This window comes from Mesorhizobium sp. BR1-1-2 (assembly GCF_020165435.1).
Taxonomy (GTDB): domain Bacteria; phylum Pseudomonadota; class Alphaproteobacteria; order Rhizobiales; family Rhizobiaceae; genus Mesorhizobium.
On sequence record NZ_JAIUID010000008.1, the window covers coordinates 79534 to 95003 of the forward strand.

At 65.7% G+C, this 15470-nt stretch carries 16 protein-coding genes; 7 read left to right on the top strand and 9 right to left on the bottom strand.

What is annotated here, in order from left to right; genetic code table 11:
• The first annotated feature begins 46 nt into the window (after positions 1 to 46).
• The 4 genes from hrpB (at position 47) to nhaA (ending at position 6104) form a co-directional block, all read left to right on the top strand.
• A complete protein-coding gene (gene hrpB, locus LB551_RS19425; protein ID WP_224660159.1) occupies positions 47 to 2509 on the top strand; it encodes an ATP-dependent helicase HrpB in 2463 nt (820 codons plus the stop codon).
• Between the two features lie 158 nt (positions 2510 to 2667).
• Complete coding sequence (locus LB551_RS19430) at positions 2668 to 3999, top strand: ActS/PrrB/RegB family redox-sensitive histidine kinase (protein WP_140550259.1); 1332 nt, start codon at positions 2668 to 2670, stop codon at positions 3997 to 3999.
• A 63-nt stretch (positions 4000 to 4062) separates the two neighbouring features.
• Positions 4063 to 4626 carry an ActR/PrrA/RegA family redox response regulator transcription factor gene (locus LB551_RS19435; protein WP_140497143.1) on the top strand — a complete coding sequence of 188 codons (564 nt, stop codon included), beginning with the start codon at positions 4063 to 4065 and terminating at the stop codon, positions 4624 to 4626.
• A 290-nt stretch (positions 4627 to 4916) separates the two neighbouring features.
• Complete coding sequence (gene nhaA, locus LB551_RS19440) at positions 4917 to 6104, top strand: Na+/H+ antiporter NhaA (RefSeq protein ID WP_224660160.1); 1188 nt, start codon at positions 4917 to 4919, stop codon at positions 6102 to 6104.
• 27 nt (positions 6105 to 6131) lie between these two features.
• Here the strand turns inward: nhaA and LB551_RS19445 are convergent, their stop codons facing one another.
• The 5 genes from LB551_RS19445 to cueR all read right to left on the bottom strand — a co-directional run bounded on the left by LB551_RS19445 (position 6132) and on the right by cueR (position 9565).
• The gene (locus tag LB551_RS19445; protein ID WP_224660161.1) at positions 6132 to 7166 is read right to left on the bottom strand and encodes an RNA polymerase subunit sigma-70; all 1035 of its coding nucleotides are present in this window, start codon (positions 7164 to 7166) and stop codon (positions 6132 to 6134) included.
• A 42-nt stretch (positions 7167 to 7208) separates the two neighbouring features.
• On the bottom strand, positions 7209 to 7955 hold the full coding sequence (locus tag LB551_RS19450) for an SDR family NAD(P)-dependent oxidoreductase (RefSeq protein WP_224660162.1): 747 nt from the start codon (positions 7953 to 7955) through the stop codon (positions 7209 to 7211).
• A gap of 178 nt (positions 7956 to 8133) precedes the next feature.
• On the bottom strand, positions 8134 to 8634 hold the full coding sequence (locus LB551_RS19455; protein ID WP_224660248.1) for an MmcB family DNA repair protein: 501 nt from the start codon (positions 8632 to 8634) through the stop codon (positions 8134 to 8136).
• Positions 8635 to 8673: 39 nt separating this feature from the next.
• Positions 8674 to 9093 (bottom strand): OsmC family protein, encoded by a 420-nt coding sequence (locus LB551_RS19460; RefSeq protein ID WP_224660163.1) that lies wholly within the window; start codon positions 9091 to 9093, stop codon positions 8674 to 8676.
• Between the two features lie 52 nt (positions 9094 to 9145).
• Positions 9146 to 9565, bottom strand: a complete 420-nt coding sequence (cueR, locus tag LB551_RS19465; RefSeq protein WP_224660164.1) for a Cu(I)-responsive transcriptional regulator — start codon at positions 9563 to 9565, stop codon at positions 9146 to 9148.
• Between the two features lie 225 nt (positions 9566 to 9790).
• On the opposite strand from cueR, the gene LB551_RS19470 reads away from it, so the two are divergent.
• A complete protein-coding gene (locus LB551_RS19470) occupies positions 9791 to 10408 on the top strand; it encodes a L,D-transpeptidase (protein WP_140550252.1) in 618 nt (205 codons plus the stop codon).
• A 199-nt stretch (positions 10409 to 10607) separates the two neighbouring features.
• Here LB551_RS19470 and LB551_RS19475 read toward each other — a convergent pair whose 3' ends face one another.
• The 3 genes from LB551_RS19475 to trpS form a co-directional block, all read right to left on the bottom strand.
• A complete protein-coding gene (locus LB551_RS19475; protein WP_140497133.1) occupies positions 10608 to 11177 on the bottom strand; it encodes a NifU family protein in 570 nt (189 codons plus the stop codon).
• 146 nt (positions 11178 to 11323) lie between these two features.
• Entirely contained in the window at positions 11324 to 11815 is a 492-nt protein-coding gene (locus LB551_RS19480; protein WP_140497131.1) for a universal stress protein, read from the bottom strand.
• Positions 11816 to 11918: 103 nt separating this feature from the next.
• Positions 11919 to 12986 (bottom strand): tryptophan--tRNA ligase, encoded by a 1068-nt coding sequence (gene trpS / locus LB551_RS19485; protein WP_224660165.1) that lies wholly within the window; start codon positions 12984 to 12986, stop codon positions 11919 to 11921.
• A 232-nt stretch (positions 12987 to 13218) separates the two neighbouring features.
• Here trpS and LB551_RS19490 point away from each other — a divergent pair, with 232 nt between their 5' ends.
• Both LB551_RS19490 and LB551_RS19495 read left to right on the top strand, forming a co-directional pair.
• The gene (locus LB551_RS19490) at positions 13219 to 13464 is read left to right on the top strand and encodes a type II toxin-antitoxin system VapB family antitoxin (protein WP_140550250.1); all 246 of its coding nucleotides are present in this window, start codon (positions 13219 to 13221) and stop codon (positions 13462 to 13464) included.
• A complete protein-coding gene (locus LB551_RS19495) occupies positions 13464 to 13868 on the top strand; it encodes a type II toxin-antitoxin system VapC family toxin (protein WP_140550249.1) in 405 nt (134 codons plus the stop codon). Before LB551_RS19490 ends, LB551_RS19495 begins: the two co-directional genes overlap by 1 nt.
• On the opposite strand, the gene murJ is transcribed toward LB551_RS19495, so the two are convergent.
• A complete protein-coding gene (gene murJ, locus LB551_RS19500) occupies positions 13843 to 15441 on the bottom strand; it encodes a murein biosynthesis integral membrane protein MurJ (RefSeq protein ID WP_224660166.1) in 1599 nt (532 codons plus the stop codon). The two genes, LB551_RS19495 and murJ, sit on opposite strands and share 26 nt — an antisense overlap.
• Between the last annotated feature and the right edge of the window lie 29 nt (positions 15442 to 15470).

The window sequence follows — 15470 nt, forward strand, 5'->3', positions numbered from 1 at the left end:
CCGACGCCGGTTGCATGGCGACCACGAGCGCTGATATGCGGGCGCGATGACGACAAAACCCTTGCCGGGGCTTCCGGTATCCGCCGTGCTGCCGGCGCTGGGCGAGGCGCTCGGCTCCGGCAACAGCGCCGTTCTGGTGGCGCCGCCAGGCGCCGGCAAGACGACGCTGGTGCCGCTGGCGCTGCTCGATGCGCCATGGCTGGGTGCCGGCAAGATCGTGTTGCTGGAGCCGCGCCGGCTCGCCGCCCGCGCCGCCGCCCGCCGTATGGCCGAATTGCTTGATGAGGAGCCCGGCGCCACCGTCGGCTACGCCATGCGCATGGAGAACCGCACTTCGGCCCGGACAAAAATACTGGTCGTCACCGAAGGTGTGCTGGCGCGGATGATCCTTGACGATCCCGAACTGCCCGGAATCTCGGCCGTGATCTTCGACGAATTCCACGAGCGCTCGCTCGACGGCGATTTCGGCCTCGCATTGGCGCTCGACGTGCAAGGCGCGCTGCGGCCGGACCTGCGTCTGCTGGTCATGTCGGCGACGCTGGACGGCGCCCGTGTCGCGAAGCTGCTGTCCGGCGCGCCGGTGATCGAAAGCGAAGGCCGCGCTTTCCCGGTCGACATCCGCTACGACGAACGGCCGCCCGGCACCGCAATCGAAGATGCCATGGCCAAGGCGATCCGCTCCGCTCTTGCCGACGAGAGCGGCAGCGTGCTTGCGTTCCTGCCCGGCCAGCGCGAGATCGAGCGCACCGCCGAGCGGCTGGCCGGCAAGGTCGGCGCCGACACAGATATCGTGCCGCTCTACGGCATGCTCGACGGCAAGGCGCAGGACGCGGCGATCAGGCCGGCGCCGGCGGGCCGCCGCAAGGTGGTGCTGGCCACTTCGATCGCCGAGACCTCGATCACCATCGACGGCGTCCGCGTGGTCATCGATTCCGGCCTGTCGCGCCTGCCGCGCTACGAGCCGGCGAGCGGCCTGACCCGGCTGGAAACCGTGCGCGTCAGCAAGGCGTCCGCCGACCAGCGCGCCGGCCGTGCCGGGCGCACGCAGGCCGGCGTCGCCATCCGTCTGTGGCGCGCGGAACAGATGGCGTCGCTTCCCGCCTTCACCCCGCCGGAAATCTTAGAGGCCGATCTTTCCGGCCTGCTGCTCGACTGCGCCGCCTTCGGCGTCGCCGATCCGACGAGCCTCGCCTTCCTCGATCCGCCGCCGGCCCCGGCGCTCAACGAGGCAAGGGCGCTGCTGCGCGCGCTTCATGCCATCGACGAGCCAGGACGGCTGACGGACGCGGGCGCCGCGATGCGCAAGCTCGCCCTGCCGGTGCGGCTGGCGCATATGGTCGCCGAGGCAGCCAGCGGCGGCCATGCCGGCGAGGCGGCCATGCTCGCGGTTTTGCTGACCGAACGCGGGCTGGGCGGTGACGGCGCCGATCTCGAACGGCGGCTGATGCGCTTTCGCCAGGAAAGATCGCCGCGCGCCACCGCCGCGCGGCAGCTCGCAGAACGCCTGGCGAGGCAACTGGGCGGAGCGAAAAACAGCGAAGCCGTTTCCGCTGGTCCTCTCCTCATCCATGCCTGGCCCGACCGTGTCGCCAAGGCGCGGGGCGAGCGCGGTCGTTTCGTGCTGGCCAACGGCTCCGGCGCCATGCTCGACGCCGCCGATCCGCTGGCCGGCGAGGCGTTTCTGGTTGTCGCCGATTTGCAGGGAAAGGCGCAGAATGCGCGCATCGCGGCGGCGGCGGCGATTAGCGAGGACGATATCCGCGCCGTGCTGGCCGACCGGATCGAGACACGCAGGCAAGCCAGCTTCGATCGCGAGCGCCGCGCCGTGCGCGTGCGCGAAACCGTGCGTCTCGGCACCATCACGTTGGCCGAGCGCATGCTGCCTCCGCCAAGCGGCAGCGAGGCCGACCGCGCCATGCTTGACGCCTTGCGCGAACATGGACTTTCGCTGCTGAGCTGGAGCAAGGAGGCGCAGACGCTGCGCCAGCGTCTGTCCTGGCTGCACCGCGGCCTTGGGGCGCCATGGCCCGATATGTCCGATACGGCACTTGTCGAACGCCTCGATGATTGGCTCCTGCCATTTTTGTCCGGTGCGGCATCCTTCGCGGCCATCGATCCGGGCGTTGTCTCGGCCGGGCTGACGGCGCTTGTGCCGCACGATTTGCAGCGCCGGATCGACGCGCTTGCGCCGACCCATTTCGACGTGCCGTCCGGCAGCCGCGTGCCGATCCGCTATGACGGGGAATGGCCCGTTCTGGCCGTCCGCGTCCAGGAACTGTTCGGCCTCGACCGGCACCCTGCAATCGCCGGCGGCACCGTGCCGCTGACGCTCGAACTGCTGTCGCCCGCGCACCGGCCGATCCAGACGACGCGCGACCTGCCCGGCTTTTGGCGCGGCTCCTGGGCCGATGTGCGCGCCGACATGCGCGGCCGCTACCCCAAGCACGTATGGCCGGAAAATCCGCTGCTCGCCGCCGCCACCAGCCGCGCCAAGCCGCGCGGGACGTAGTTGCTTGGCAATTGGCGCAAACGCCATCACTCGTCATCCTCGGGTCTCCGCGTCCGCTTCGCTTCCGCTCCGCCCGTGGATGACGAAGTCGGGCAAGCTCCAACCGTCCAGCCCCTGGTGCAGCGCTACTAGCGCTCGCCGTCCCCCGGCTGTATTTCATGGCCATGATCAACGTATTGCGTTCTCCCGATTTCCAGCAGAGCCAGAGACTGCGCCTCAACACGCTGATCCGGCTGCGCTGGCTTGCCATTGTCGGCCAGAGCGTGACGGTGCTTTTTGTCGCCTACGGCCTGAAATTCCCGCTGCCGGTCAGCCTGTGCTTTGCCCTGATCGCCTGTTCGGCCTGGATGAACCTGTTCCTCGCCTTCCGGTTCCCGGCCGCGCACCGGCTCTCGCCGTTCGCGGCCTTCTGCATCCTGATCTTCGACAGCCTCCAGCTTGCCGGCCTGCTCTACATGACCGGCGGCCTAACCAATCCGTTCTCGCTGCTGATGACCGTGCCCGTGGTGATTTCGGCGACGTCGCTGCCCTTGCGCCTGACCGCGGTGCTCGGGGGGCTGGTGATGACGGCGGCGACCTTGCTGGTCTTTTTCCACTTGCCATTGCCTTGGCATGAAGGCGCGCCGTTGGCGATGCCCTTCATCTATGTTGCCGGCATGTGGATGGCGGTGCTGTCTTCGATCGCCTTCACCGCCATTTACGCCTTCCGCGTGGCCGCGGAAGCCCGGCTCCTGGCCAATGCGCTCGCCGCCACCGAACTGGTGCTCCAGCGCGAGCAGCATCTTTCGGCGCTCGACGGGCTGGCCGCCGCCGCCGCGCATGAGCTCGGCACACCGCTCGCCACCATCACGCTTGTCGCCAAGGAGATGGAGAAGGCGCTCGGCAAGGACGCGAAATACGGGGAGGACGTCACACTGCTGCGCTCCCAGAGCGAGCGTTGCCGCGAGATACTCAAGCGCCTGACCAGCCTGTCGTCCGAGGGCGAGGCGCATCTGTCCCGCCTGCCGCTGACCTCGCTGGTCGAGGAGGTCACCGCGCCGCACCGCGACTTCGGCATCTCGATCAAGCTCAGGCCGGGCGAGCGCAGCGGCCCCGAGCCGGTCGGGCGCCGCAATCCCGGCGTCATCTACGGCCTTGGCAATTTGGTGGAGAACGCCGTCGATTTCGCCCGCGAGAGCGTCACCGTGCGCTGGAGCTGGGACGAGGCCACCGTCACCTTCTCGATCATCGATGACGGTCCCGGCTTTCCACCTGAGATCATCGATCGCATCGGCGAACCCTATATGTCGACACGCCAGGGCACGGAGGCCGGCGGCGGGCTGGGGCTGGGCCTGTTCATCGCCAAGACATTGCTCGAACGATCGGGCGCCACGCTCGACTTTCGCAATTCGAGCGGACTGGGCGAGGGCGCCATGGTGCGGATTTCATGGCCGAGAAATGTTTTCCTGAACCCGGAATCTGCGCCCGCGACGATGTTTGACACCGCGTAAATTGGACAATCGCCACGCAAAACTATATCTGCGTAAAATTAAGGCAGCAGGAATTTCAAGACGATGACAGGCGATGAAAACAGTGGCGCAATGGTTGAGGGCGAGGACACCTCGCTTCTGATCGTCGATGACGACAAACCGTTCCTGACCCGTCTGGCCCGCGCCATGGAAACCAGGGGGTTCGTGGTCGAAACGGCCGAGAGCGTCGAGGAGGCGGTCGGCAAGGCACGCGCCAATCCGCCCGCCTACGCGGTGGTCGACATGCGCCTTGGCGACGGCAACGGCCTCGACGTCGTGGCCGCCATCCGTGAAAAGCGCGAGGATTCCCGCGCCATCATCCTGACCGGGTATGGCAACATCGCCACCGCGGTGACGGCGGTGAAGCTCGGCGCCGTTGACTATCTGTCGAAGCCGGCCGACGCCGACGACGTCTTTGCCGCGCTAACCCGCACGGCCGGCGAGCGCGCCGCACCCCCGGAAAATCCGATGTCGGCCGACCGCGTGCGCTGGGAGCACATCCAGCGTGTCTACGAAATGTGCGAGCGCAACGTCTCCGAGACCGCGCGCCGCCTCAACATGCATCGCCGCACCCTGCAGCGCATCCTGGCCAAGCGCGCGCCGCGCTAGGAGTGTCGGACGAGGGGGCAATTCCTTCGGACCGGTTTTCTCATCATGGCGGAGCATACCAATTGTCGAACTCGGCGCCGCCCCTCATTGCCCTGCCGGGCATTTCTCCCCGTATGGTGCCGGGGAGAAAGAGGCTGGCCGCAGCGCTGGCGCCCATTCCGTAACGCCGGTGATTGGCGAAACCGGTGATGACAGCGTCCCTCTCCCCGCCACTATACGGGGAGAGGATGCCGGCAGGCAGGTGAGGAGAATGGGCAAGTTCGAAATTGGCGGCATGACGGAAGGGTGACATGCGGGACTTGAAACAGCGGCCGGTTTCCGTCTTGCGCGAATTTCTCGACAGCGAGGCGGCCGGCGGTATCATGCTGATGATAGCGGCGGCCTTGGCCTTGATCGTCGCCAACTCACCGCTCTCCGGAACCTATTTTGCCGTCCTCCACGCCTATCTCGGCCCGCTCAGCGTGTCGCATTGGGTCAATGACGGGCTGATGGCGGTATTCTTCCTGCTCGTCGGCCTGGAGATCAAGCGCGAGATGCTGGACGGCCAGCTCTCGACCTGGCCGCGCAGGGTGCTGCCCGGCATCGCGGCGGCCGGCGGCATGGTGGTGCCGGCGCTGGCCTATGTCGCCATCAACCGTGACAATGCGGGCGCGCTGTCCGGCTGGGCGATCCCGACCGCCACCGACATCGCCTTCGCCCTCGGCGTGCTGTCGCTGCTCGGCAGCCGGGTGCCGGCCTCACTGAAGATCTTCCTCACCGCGCTTGCCATCATCGACGATCTCGGCGCGGTCGTCATCATCGCGATCTTCTACACGGGCGGCCTGTCGCTTGCCTATTTGGGCGCCGCCTTCGCGGTCATCGCCGCGCTTGTCGCGCTCAACCGCATGCGGGTGATGAGCCTCGTGCCCTACCTCGTGCTCGGTGCGATCCTGTGGGTGCTGGTGCTGAAGTCGGGCGTGCATGCCACGCTTGCCGGCGTGGCGCTGGCGCTGACCATTCCGCTCGAACGCACCGCCGCCATCGAACACGATCTCGACCACTCGCCGCTGCACCGGCTCGAGCACGGCCTGCACGCAATAGTGCCCTTCGTCGTCATTCCTATCTTCGGCTTTGCCAATGCCGGCGTTTCGCTGGCGGGGCTCAGCCTCGGTGCGCTGTTCGAGCCGCTGACGCTCGGCGTCGCCGCCGGCCTCGTCGTCGGCAAGCTGGTCGGCGTGTTCGGCTCCTCCGCGCTCGCCATCCGCTTCGGCCTCGCCGACCTGCCGGCCAATGCCGGCTGGCTGCACATGATCGGCATCTCGCTGCTGTGCGGCATCGGCTTCACCATGAGCCTGTTCATCGGCCTGCTCGCCTTCGCCAGCGACGTGGCGCTGCAGGACGCCGTCAAGGTCGGCATTCTCGCCGGCTCCCTGGTCGCGGCGCTGCTCGGAGCGGCGGTCCTTCTGCTCGCGCCTGCGGCGGGCGAGGCGGGCGAATGAGGCTGTCTGGACAACGCGTGGGGCGTTTCAGGCTGGCGGCAGACCGAAACCGGCAAACAAGGTTGGGCCGAGGGGCGGCACATAGATCGCCAGGGAGGCGATCGTGCCCTCGGCCGGCTCGATGACATGCAGCGAATGCGATCGCCACACGCGGTCCTGACGGCTCAACGCGTAGACCCCGACAGCCGGCTGGCCATTGGCTTTGGTGGCCACCGCACGATAGCCGGCGAAATTGCCCCAGACGGTCTCGAAGAAAGCCCGGATCGCCTCGCGCCCCCGATACCATTCCCGCCATGGCGGCATGTGGTAGATGGCGTCCTCCTTCAGGAGTTCGATAAGGCCGTCGAGGTTGGCGGCCTGCCACGCCCGCATGTAGCGTTCCAGCAGCAGTGCCTCTTGCTGGTCGGGCCGCGACCGCTGCGAGGGACGTCCCTGAGGATATCGCTCGCCAAGCGTCGCACGGGCCCGCTGGAGGGCGCTGTTGATCGAGGCGGTCGATCCGCCCAGTAATTGCGCCGTCTCGACGGCCGACCATCCGAGCACGTCGCAAAGCAGCAGGGCTGCCCGTTGCCTGGGCGGCAGAAGCTGGATCGCCGCGAGGAAGGCTAGCTGCACGGCTTCGCGCGCCTCGTAGCGCGCCTCCGGGCCGGGCCTGTCGTCAGCGAGGTCCGGAAGCTCGGCGTCCGGATAAGGCTGCAGCCAGGTGAGTTCGGCGGCCGGCCCGCCGGTCGCCGGTCCGTTGGAAGGCGGTCGTTCGGGTTGCTGGATAATGCGATACGCCGACGACCGTGCCTTGATGGCGTTGAGGCAGCTGTTGGTGGCGATCGTGTAGAGCCAGCCGCGAAGCGAGCCTCGTCCGTCGAATTGCGACCTTGCGCGCCACGCCCGCAGGAAGGTGTCCTGGACGAGGTCGTCCGCTTCATGAAGCGAGCCCATCATCCGGTAGCAGTGGAGCTTGATCTCGCGGCGGTGGGCCGCGGTCAGGCGCTCGAAGGCCAGTCGATCGAGGATTGGCTGGCCTGGCCGGCCCAATGGCTCAGAAACGCCACCAGCGTCTGTCATGCGGAGCCTGCGATGCTGAAGTCGTCCGCCATTCTGCGCGCCTCATGCCGCCGCCGCAAGTCCGCTGCCGCTCACCACGAAGGAGCTGCCTTGCGTTTTTGCGGTCGCAAGCGCCACCACCGCCCGTCCGACATCGGCCGGTGTCTGCATGTCGGTCATGCTCGCCAGGAAGTCCGCCGGGCGGATGCCCATATAGGCCGCGATGCTATCGATGCCGCGATCGCCGACGCCGGTGCCCGGCATGATGCGGGCCGGCGAAAGGGCCATGAAGCGCAGGCCGAGGCTCAGCCGGTCCGATTCCTTCTGGCTGTGGCCGGCCAGGAAGATTTGCATGCGCTTTGCGCCGGCATAGCCGCCAGAGTTGGGCGGCCCTCCGCTTTGGGCGGCACCACTGGAAATCAGGATCACCCGGCTCCCCGGCTTCAGCCGGCCCTGGAGCGCGGCCTTGCAGAACAGGAACGACGCCTTGACGTCCGTTTCCCAGTTCGCCGAGAAAATTTCCCAGCTCTGTTCCTGCACCGGCGCCGATGGGGCAAGCGCGCCCGCCGAGATCACCAGCACGTCTGGCTCGAGAGCGGCGAACACAGCATCGGGGGCGGTCTCCTTGGTCGCGTCGAGCGCCAGGGTCTTCACGCCTGATGCCTCCCAGGAGAGCACTTTCAGGGCCGCGGCGCCGCGGGCGACGGCAAGCACGCTCGCCTCTTCGCCCAGCGCGGCCTCCACGATTGAGCGGCCGACACCACGGCTGCCTCCAATGACGACGACATTCTGATCTCGCAACGATCCCATGGATCACCTCTCTGTCCGGCCGCTGGACTATCCGAGCGCCTATTGATGAGGACAGCCGAGGTGAGCGGAAATCATCGGTGCGAAGAAAAAATTTGTCTCAAGCGGTCGGCAGGTGCCAAAAGCCGCCCATGTCGGGCTGGTGACGGGGACAGGCTTTTGTCGCCGCCGCGGCGCATTCCTACTCGCTCTCCCCCTCCAGCGCCGGCACGGCCACCCCGGCGAGCTCCGCCGCCAGCAGCCGCGCGGCGCCGGCCCGGGCGATGCGCAGCATCAGCGCCTTGCGCGTCGCCGCCGCCATGCGGTGCTCCGGCGCATCGCGCAAAATCTCGGCGCCATAGCCGTCGGAGAGGATGAAGCCGCATTCTTCGGGAAAGATCTCCGCCGGCACGCCGGGATGGGTGGCGAAGAAGAAGCGGTCGGAGTGCAGCCGGTAGTCGGGCCATTTGCGGTCGACGCGAAAATCCTCGATCGAGGATTTGATCTCGATGATCCAGATGTCGCCCTGGCGGGTCAGCGCGACAAGGTCGGCGCGGCGGCCGGTGGCCAGCGACAGTTCAGGCAGCACATGCGCGCCCATTTCGCGGAGCAGCCGCTGCACGCCGCGCCGCACCAGCATGGCGCGTTCGGACTGGCGGCCGTCGATCAGGGGGTTGAGGGGAATCGGTGAGATGATTGGCATGGCGGCACCATGCCAGATTTTGTTCATGGTTTGAACCCGTTATGAGCGACCAGGCCCCGTCGTTTCGATCGTAACCGGCACGCCCTGGCGCAACGAGTTGCTGACTGTCGAAACCACGCTGGCACGATCAACGATCCTTTGGGGGTCGGACCCGTCTAACGTCTCGCAGGAAACCGTCATCCTTGCCGCGGTCGCCAGCAGGGGCTTGCCGTCGAGGTCGAGCCTCACCGAGACCGCGATCCTGCCGAGTTTCACGCCGATCTCGTCGGCGACATAGCGAAGGTCGTTGCAGAAGCAGCCGCCAATCGCCAGCGCCAGCAACTGGCCGCCATTGAAGCCCAGGCCCATGCCGCCGGCCTTGCCCTCGGGCCGGTCGACGACGATCGTGTGGCCGCCGGCCCAGCCCATGGCGGCTTCGGTACCTTCGACATTGTGCAGTTCGACAGTCATCGAGACCATCGGCATCCTCCCCCAAGTAGCCGACAGGCAACTGGCTTGGCCGGCACGGATCCTATGCGGCCGTGATGGCTTTGTCGCCGAGCGGCGCGGTTCCCGCAATGTCGTCGATGATCGGGCAGTCCGGCCGCTCGTCGCCATGGCAGGCCTGGACGAGCTTCTGCAGGGTCGATCGCATCGATTGCAGCTCGCGCACCTTCTCCTCGATCGCTTTGACATGGGCGGTGGCGATCTCGCGCACGTCGTGGCTGGCGCGGCTACGGTCCTGGTAGAGCGCCATCAACTGGCGGCAATCGTCGATGGAAAAGCCGAGGTTGCGGGCGCGGCGCAGGAAGGTCAGCCGATGGATGTCGTCGCCCGAATAGTCGCGATAGCCGTTGCCGGCACGCGCAGGCGCGATCAGGCCGATTTCCTCGTAATAGCGGATGGTCTTGGCTGGCAGACCGGAGCGCTGGGCGGCGTCGCCGACATTCATGGGCTGTTCCTCGATTCCCCGCAGGCCCGAAAGTCAGGGCCATTGAATTTCCTTCACAATCCGGTGAAGGCTGTTGCCGAAATGCCGCAGTTGCTGGCTTACCGGCAGGTGAGGTCTTGCATATAAGCATCGCGTACTTGGCAAGCAAAGCAAATGCCAGCATGAATGATGGCAAGAAAGCGGCCGACTCGTGCCGCGGACGTTTGGCGGGGCACGGATCACCTCATGCGCATGAAGTCGCTTGCAGTCATTGCCGCACTGGCGCTGTCCACGGCACTCGCCGGTTGCAGCACCATTGGCGGGCAGATATTCTCCAACGACTACGGCGCGGTGACCGATTCCGGCTACCAGCTGCCCCGTATCCCGATCGAAAAGGTGCCCGCGAAGTATCACCGCCAGGAGGTGAACTACGACACCAAGGAAAAGCCGGGCACCATCATCGTCGATACGCAGAACAAGTTCCTCTACTTCGTCGAGGGTGACGGCCGGGCAATTCGCTACGGCATCGGCGTCGGCCGCGAGGGCTTCGAGTGGCATGGCACCGCCCGTGTCGCCATCAAACGCGAATGGCCGACCTGGACGCCGCCGTCGCAGATGATCAAGCGCCAGCCGGAACTCGCCAAGTTCGCCGGCGGCATGGAGCCGGGCCTGAAGAACCCGCTCGGCGCGCGCGCTCTTTACCTGTTCAACAAGGGCGGCGACATGGGCTATCGCCTGCATGGCAGCCCGGAATGGAACTCGATCGGCAAGGCGATGTCGTCGGGCTGCATCCGGCTGATGAATCAGGACATCATCGACCTTTACGATCGCGCCGAGGTCGGCGCCAAGGTCATCGTTCTCTGACCGTGACCGCGAGGTTCATGGTCAAAACCGTTCGTACGCGGACCGTCTAGGCAACAACGGACGTCCCCAGCAGAAAACCGGGCAATTCGGCCCGGTTTTTTGTTGGTGAGGAGAGGTTGCCGCAGGCAACCAAAAGCCGACGATTTGGTTTTTAGAACGACGAATGCCCGGAGCCATAGCGTAGGGCTGCGCCTTAGAATCAGGCGACCTGTTCGACCTGCTGGACCTCGGGAACGAAGTGGCGGAGCAGGTTCTGGATGCCGTGCTTCAGCGTCGCCGTCGATGACGGGCAGCCGGCGCAGGCGCCCTTCATGTGCAGGAACACGGTGCCGTTCTCGAAGCCGCGGAAGGTGATGTCGCCGCCATCCTGGGCCACTGCCGGGCGCACCCGCGTGTCGAGCAGCTCCTTGATGGTGATGACGAGTTCCTCGTCGGCCTTGTCGTAGAACTCGCCGGTCTGGCTGGTCTCCGCGGCCGGGCCGGCATTGGCCATGACAGGCGCGCCGGACATGAAATGCTCCATGATGGCGCCCAGAATCGCCGGCTTCAGATGCTGCCAGTCGGGCCCGTCCTTGGTCACGGTGATGAAGTCGTAGCCGAAGAAGACGCCCGTGACGCCCGGTATTTCGAACAGCCGGCCGGCCAGCGGCGAGGCCGTCGCCGCACTGTCGGCATCGCGGAAATCGGCGGTGCCTTCCAAAAGCACTTCCTTGCCGGGCAGGAATTTCAGCGTCGCCGGGTTTGGCGTCGATTCGGTCTGGATGAACATGGCCGTCTCCGTGCCCGTCTCGGGCAGATAGTTTGGAATAATTCTAAATAAGCTCTATCGGCTGGACATTCAAGCGAAACGCGTCGCCCGAACGGCTGGCTGACGGAATGTTTTTGCTGGCTGGGGATCGAAATCCCTGGCGGGCTTCAAGCGAGGCTGTCGATTTCCTCGTCCGAAAGGTTTTGCGGCACCACGGTCACCGGGATAGGGAAGGCCGCGCCCTTGCCGGCCACCGCGCCGACCAGCGGCCCCGGCCCTTCCTTGCCGGCGCCGGCCGCCAGCACCAGGATGGCGATATCCTGGTCTTCCTCGATCAGCTTGTGGATCTCTTCGGTGGGCTTGCCCTCGCGCACCACCATCTCCGGTTCGATGCCGAGCTTCTGGCGCACCTTGTTGGCATAGCTGTCGAGCGCGGTGCGTGCGGTGGCGGTCGCCTCCTCGCGCATGATCTTCTCGACGCCCAGCCAGTGCTGGAAATCGTCCGGTTCGATGACATAGAGCAGAACCAGCACGCCGCTGGTGCTCAGCGCCCGCTTCGAGGCGTAGGCGACGGCGCGCTCGCATTCGGGCGTGTCGTCGATGATCGCCAGGAACTTGCGGCGATGTCCGGCTTCGCGGCTGAGGCGTTTGGAGACCATGTCTATTTACTCGATGTCATTTCGGCCGCAATCTGCCACCGCGGCTGACCGGCGGCAAGCCGCCGGTCTTTGGCCGGTACGGTGCGGGGCATAACGATGCGGATCAGTCCTGCAGCAGCCCGATGATGTCGCGCACAGTCTTCATCGTCGCTTCGGCCAGCACGCCGGCGCGCTCGCCGCCGTCCCTCAGCACCGCGTCGACATAGGCGCGGTCATCGGAAATGCGGCGCATTTCGGCGGCGACCGGCGCCAGTTTTTCGACCGCCAGATCGGCCAGTGCCGGCTTGAACACCGAAAACTGCTGGCCGCCGAACTCCTTCAGCACCGCCTCTTTCGATATGTCGGCAAGGCCCGCATAGATGCCGACCAGGTTTTCCGCTTCCGGCCGGGTGGCGAGGCCGTCCACTTCGCTCGGCAAGGCTTCCGGATCGGTCTTGGCCTTGCGGATCTTCTTGGAGATGGCGTCGGCATCGTCGGTCAGATTGATGCGCGACAGATCCGACGGGTCCGACTTCGACATCTTCTTGGAGCCGTCGCGCAGGCTCATGATGCGCGCCGCCGGCCCGCCGATGACCGGCTCGGTGATCGGGAAATAGCCGTTCACCGTCTCCTCGCCTATCCTCATCTCGACGCCGACGCCAAGACCGGCGATGCGGTCCGAGAAGTCGTTGTTGAATTTCTGGGCGATGTCGCGCGTCAGTTCCAGATGCTGCTTCTGGTCCTCGCCGACCGGCACATGGGTGGCGCGGTAGAGCAGGATGTCGGCTGCCATCAGCGAGGGATAGGCAAGCAGTCCGAGCGAGGCGTTCTCGCGGTCCTTGCCGGCCTTGTCCTTGAACTGCGTCATCTTGTTCATCCAGCCGATGCGCGCCACGCAGTTAAAGATCCAGGCGAGCTCGGCGTGCTGCATCACCCGCGACTGGTTGAAGACGATGTGCTTCTTGGGATCGATGCCCGAGGCCAGGAATGCCGCGGTGATGGAACGCGTCTGGTCCCTGAGATCGTCGTAAACCAGCTGGGCCGTCAGCGAATGCAGGTCCACGACGCAGTAGATGCAGTCGGACGTGTCCTGCAGGGCGACGAATTTCTTGATGGCGCCGAGATAGTTGCCGAGATGCAGATTGCCGGTCGGCTGCACGCCGGAGAAGACGAGTGGCTTGAAGGGGGACATGGTTTCCTCGTGGCTTGTGGAGGGCCGTATAAGCGTGATTCCGAAAAGTTGCAGACTTTTCGGAGCCAAACACGCGGCTGGAAACCGCGCGCGGCGAAAGTCTTGCGACGGCGCGCTTATGGACGAGAGCGCGGAGAGGATCAAGAGCCCTCCCCAGGGCGTAAGGCCTCTTGTGGTGTTGATATGTTGATGTAGGTTGCTACATAAGTTGTTCTATATCGAGTTGGGTGTGATGACGATCAACATCAATAACAAGGAGGCAGACAGCCTGACGCGCGCCTTCGCCAGAGTCGAAGGCGTTGGCATTACCGAGGCGATCGTCATCGCCATGCGTGAAGCCCTGGAGCGCCGCCGCAACCGGGAGACGCCATTGGAGACGGCAGCACGGCTTCGTGCCGAGTTCGGAATCGAACTGAGCGATCAAGCCCGCAATCCGCTGCCTCGCTCAGTCTACGACGAAATGTCCGGCGAAGACTGATGTTTGTCGACGCAGCCGCTATCGTCGCGATGCTGAGCGATGAGGCCGAAGCTCAGCGCTGCGCGCAGGCAGTCGTGAAAGCGTCGGCTCCTTTCACGTCGGCAATCGCGGTCTGGGAAGCCGCAATGGCGCTTTCGCGATCGGAAAAGCTGGGTATACCGGTCGAATTGAGTGTACAGATAGTTAGTCGGTTTCTTGACGAACGGGCCATCGCCTTGCGCGACCTCCCGCCCGCCTCTGAGGCAACATCTCTGTCCGTTGGGGCTGCGTCGCGGTTTCGGAACAACGCCATCAGACTGAACTTGGCGGACTGTTTTCACTATGCCTGCGCGCGCTACTACGCCGTTCCGATGCTCTCGACGGCCGACGAATTCCGGCTTACGGATCTGGAGACTGTTCCTTAGGCACTGGCGATCCCTTGCGCTTCACATTGCGGCGGATCATGCCGAAATCGGCGCCGCCGGTGGCAAAGGCCGTGGCGAAGTAGAGCAGCGCCCCGCCGGCCACCAGCCCCAGCAGCGTCGTCGCCTTGACGACCAGCGGCGAGCCTGGGCCGAGCCTGGCGGCCAGCCAGTGTTCGGCGAAATAGAGGGCGACGCCCATCACCGCCGCCGCGAGCACCAGGCGCGGAATGCGCTTCAAGAGCGGCACGTCGCGGCCCCAATGGCCGCGCCGGATCAGCACTCCGAGCAGCATCAGCGCGTTGACCCAGCCGGCTACCGCCGAGGCCACGGCGATGCCGGGCGCGCCCATCCTCGGAAACAGCGTCAGCGCGGTGGCGACGTTCACCGCCACCGAGATGGCGGCGAAGATCATCGGCGTGCGCGTGTCCTCGCGGGCGAAATAGCCCGGGGTGAACGCCTTGATCAGCACGAAGGCCGGCAGGCCGAGCCCGAAGATCGCCAGGATCGCCGCCACGACAGGCGTCGAATGGTTGGCGGCGAACGCGCCGCGCTCATAGACCAGCCGCACGATCGGCTCAGACATGACCCAGAGCGCCACCGCAGCCGGCAAGGTCATGAACAAGGTGAATTCGACCGAGCGGTTCTGCAGATTGGCGGCCTCGATCAGATTGCCCGACTTCAGCGCACGCGACAGTTCCGGCAACAGCACGATCGCAACCGCGACGCCGACCACGCCGAGCGGCAGCTGGTAGACGCGGTCGGCATAGGCGAGCGAGGACACGGCGCTATCCTGCGCCGACGCGATCGCGGTGCCGATCAGCTGGTTGATCTGGGTGATGCCGCCGGTGATCGCCGCCGGCAGCGCCAGGATCAGGAGCCGCTTCACGTTCGGCGTCATCTTCGGCCGGCGGAAGCCGATCGAGATGCCGGCGTTGCGCACCGCCACCCAAACGATGGCGAGCTGCACGAGGCCCGCCGCCAGAACGCCCCAGGACAGGCTGAAGCCGACGGCGTGCGCATCCAGCCCATGATACCAGGCGTAGCCAAGCACGCTGATCAGGATGATGTTGAGGAAGGCTGGCGCGATAGCCGCAGCGAAATAGCGGCGCAGCGAATTCAGCATGCCCGCCATCATGGCGGCCAGCGACATGCAGATGAGATAGGGGAACATGATCGTCGCCAGCGTGACGGTCGTCTCGAACTTGCCCGGCGTGTCGGCGAAACCCGGCGCTACCAGGTAGCGCACGATCAGCGGCATCGCCAGTTCCATGGCGATGGTCAGCGCCAGCAGCGCCGTGAACAGCACCCCGAACACTTCCTCTGAAAAGCGCTTGGCGCCGTCGGTGCCGTGCGTCTCGATTTCCTTGGCGAACAGCGGCACGAAGGCGGCGTTGAAGGCGCCTTCGGCGAACAGCCGGCGAAAGGTGTTGGGAAACTGGAAGGCGGCGTTGAAGGCGTCGGCCACCGGTCCGGTGCCCAGTGCTGCCGCCATCAGCATCTCGCGGCCGAAACCGAGCGCGCGGCTCATCAGCGTGCCGGAAGCGACCGTTGCGAATTTCTTGACGAGACTCATGCGTTTGGAGACTGCCTGCGCGATTGGGA

Excerpts from the sequence above, each read along its gene's own strand:
- LB551_RS19450 (WP_224660162.1), bottom strand. The coding sequence starts at position 7,955 with ATGGGATCGTTGCGAGATCAGAATGTCGTCGTCATTGGAGGCAGCCGT.
- cueR (WP_224660164.1), bottom strand. The coding sequence starts at position 9,565 with ATGAATGTCGGCGACGCCGCCCAGCGCTCCGGTCTGCCAGCCAAGACC.
- LB551_RS19435 (WP_140497143.1), top strand. The coding sequence starts at position 4,063 with ATGACAGGCGATGAAAACAGTGGCGCAATGGTTGAGGGCGAGGACACC.
- LB551_RS19460 (WP_224660163.1), bottom strand. The coding sequence starts at position 9,093 with ATGGTCTCGATGACTGTCGAACTGCACAATGTCGAAGGTACCGAAGCC.
- LB551_RS19430 (WP_140550259.1), top strand. The coding sequence starts at position 2,668 with ATGGCCATGATCAACGTATTGCGTTCTCCCGATTTCCAGCAGAGCCAG.
- LB551_RS19455 (WP_224660248.1), bottom strand. The coding sequence starts at position 8,634 with ATGCCAATCATCTCACCGATTCCCCTCAACCCCCTGATCGACGGCCGC.
- LB551_RS19495 (WP_140550249.1), top strand. The coding sequence starts at position 13,464 with ATGTTTGTCGACGCAGCCGCTATCGTCGCGATGCTGAGCGATGAGGCC.
- nhaA (WP_224660160.1), top strand. The coding sequence starts at position 4,917 with ATGCGGGACTTGAAACAGCGGCCGGTTTCCGTCTTGCGCGAATTTCTC.
- LB551_RS19490 (WP_140550250.1), top strand. The coding sequence starts at position 13,219 with ATGACGATCAACATCAATAACAAGGAGGCAGACAGCCTGACGCGCGCC.
- LB551_RS19470 (WP_140550252.1), top strand. The coding sequence starts at position 9,791 with ATGCGCATGAAGTCGCTTGCAGTCATTGCCGCACTGGCGCTGTCCACG.
- murJ (WP_224660166.1), bottom strand. The coding sequence starts at position 15,441 with ATGAGTCTCGTCAAGAAATTCGCAACGGTCGCTTCCGGCACGCTGATG.
- trpS (WP_224660165.1), bottom strand. The coding sequence starts at position 12,986 with ATGTCCCCCTTCAAGCCACTCGTCTTCTCCGGCGTGCAGCCGACCGGC.
- LB551_RS19475 (WP_140497133.1), bottom strand. The coding sequence starts at position 11,177 with ATGTTCATCCAGACCGAATCGACGCCAAACCCGGCGACGCTGAAATTC.
- LB551_RS19445 (WP_224660161.1), bottom strand. The coding sequence starts at position 7,166 with ATGACAGACGCTGGTGGCGTTTCTGAGCCATTGGGCCGGCCAGGCCAG.
- LB551_RS19480 (WP_140497131.1), bottom strand. The coding sequence starts at position 11,815 with ATGGTCTCCAAACGCCTCAGCCGCGAAGCCGGACATCGCCGCAAGTTC.
- hrpB (WP_224660159.1), top strand. The coding sequence starts at position 47 with ATGACGACAAAACCCTTGCCGGGGCTTCCGGTATCCGCCGTGCTGCCG.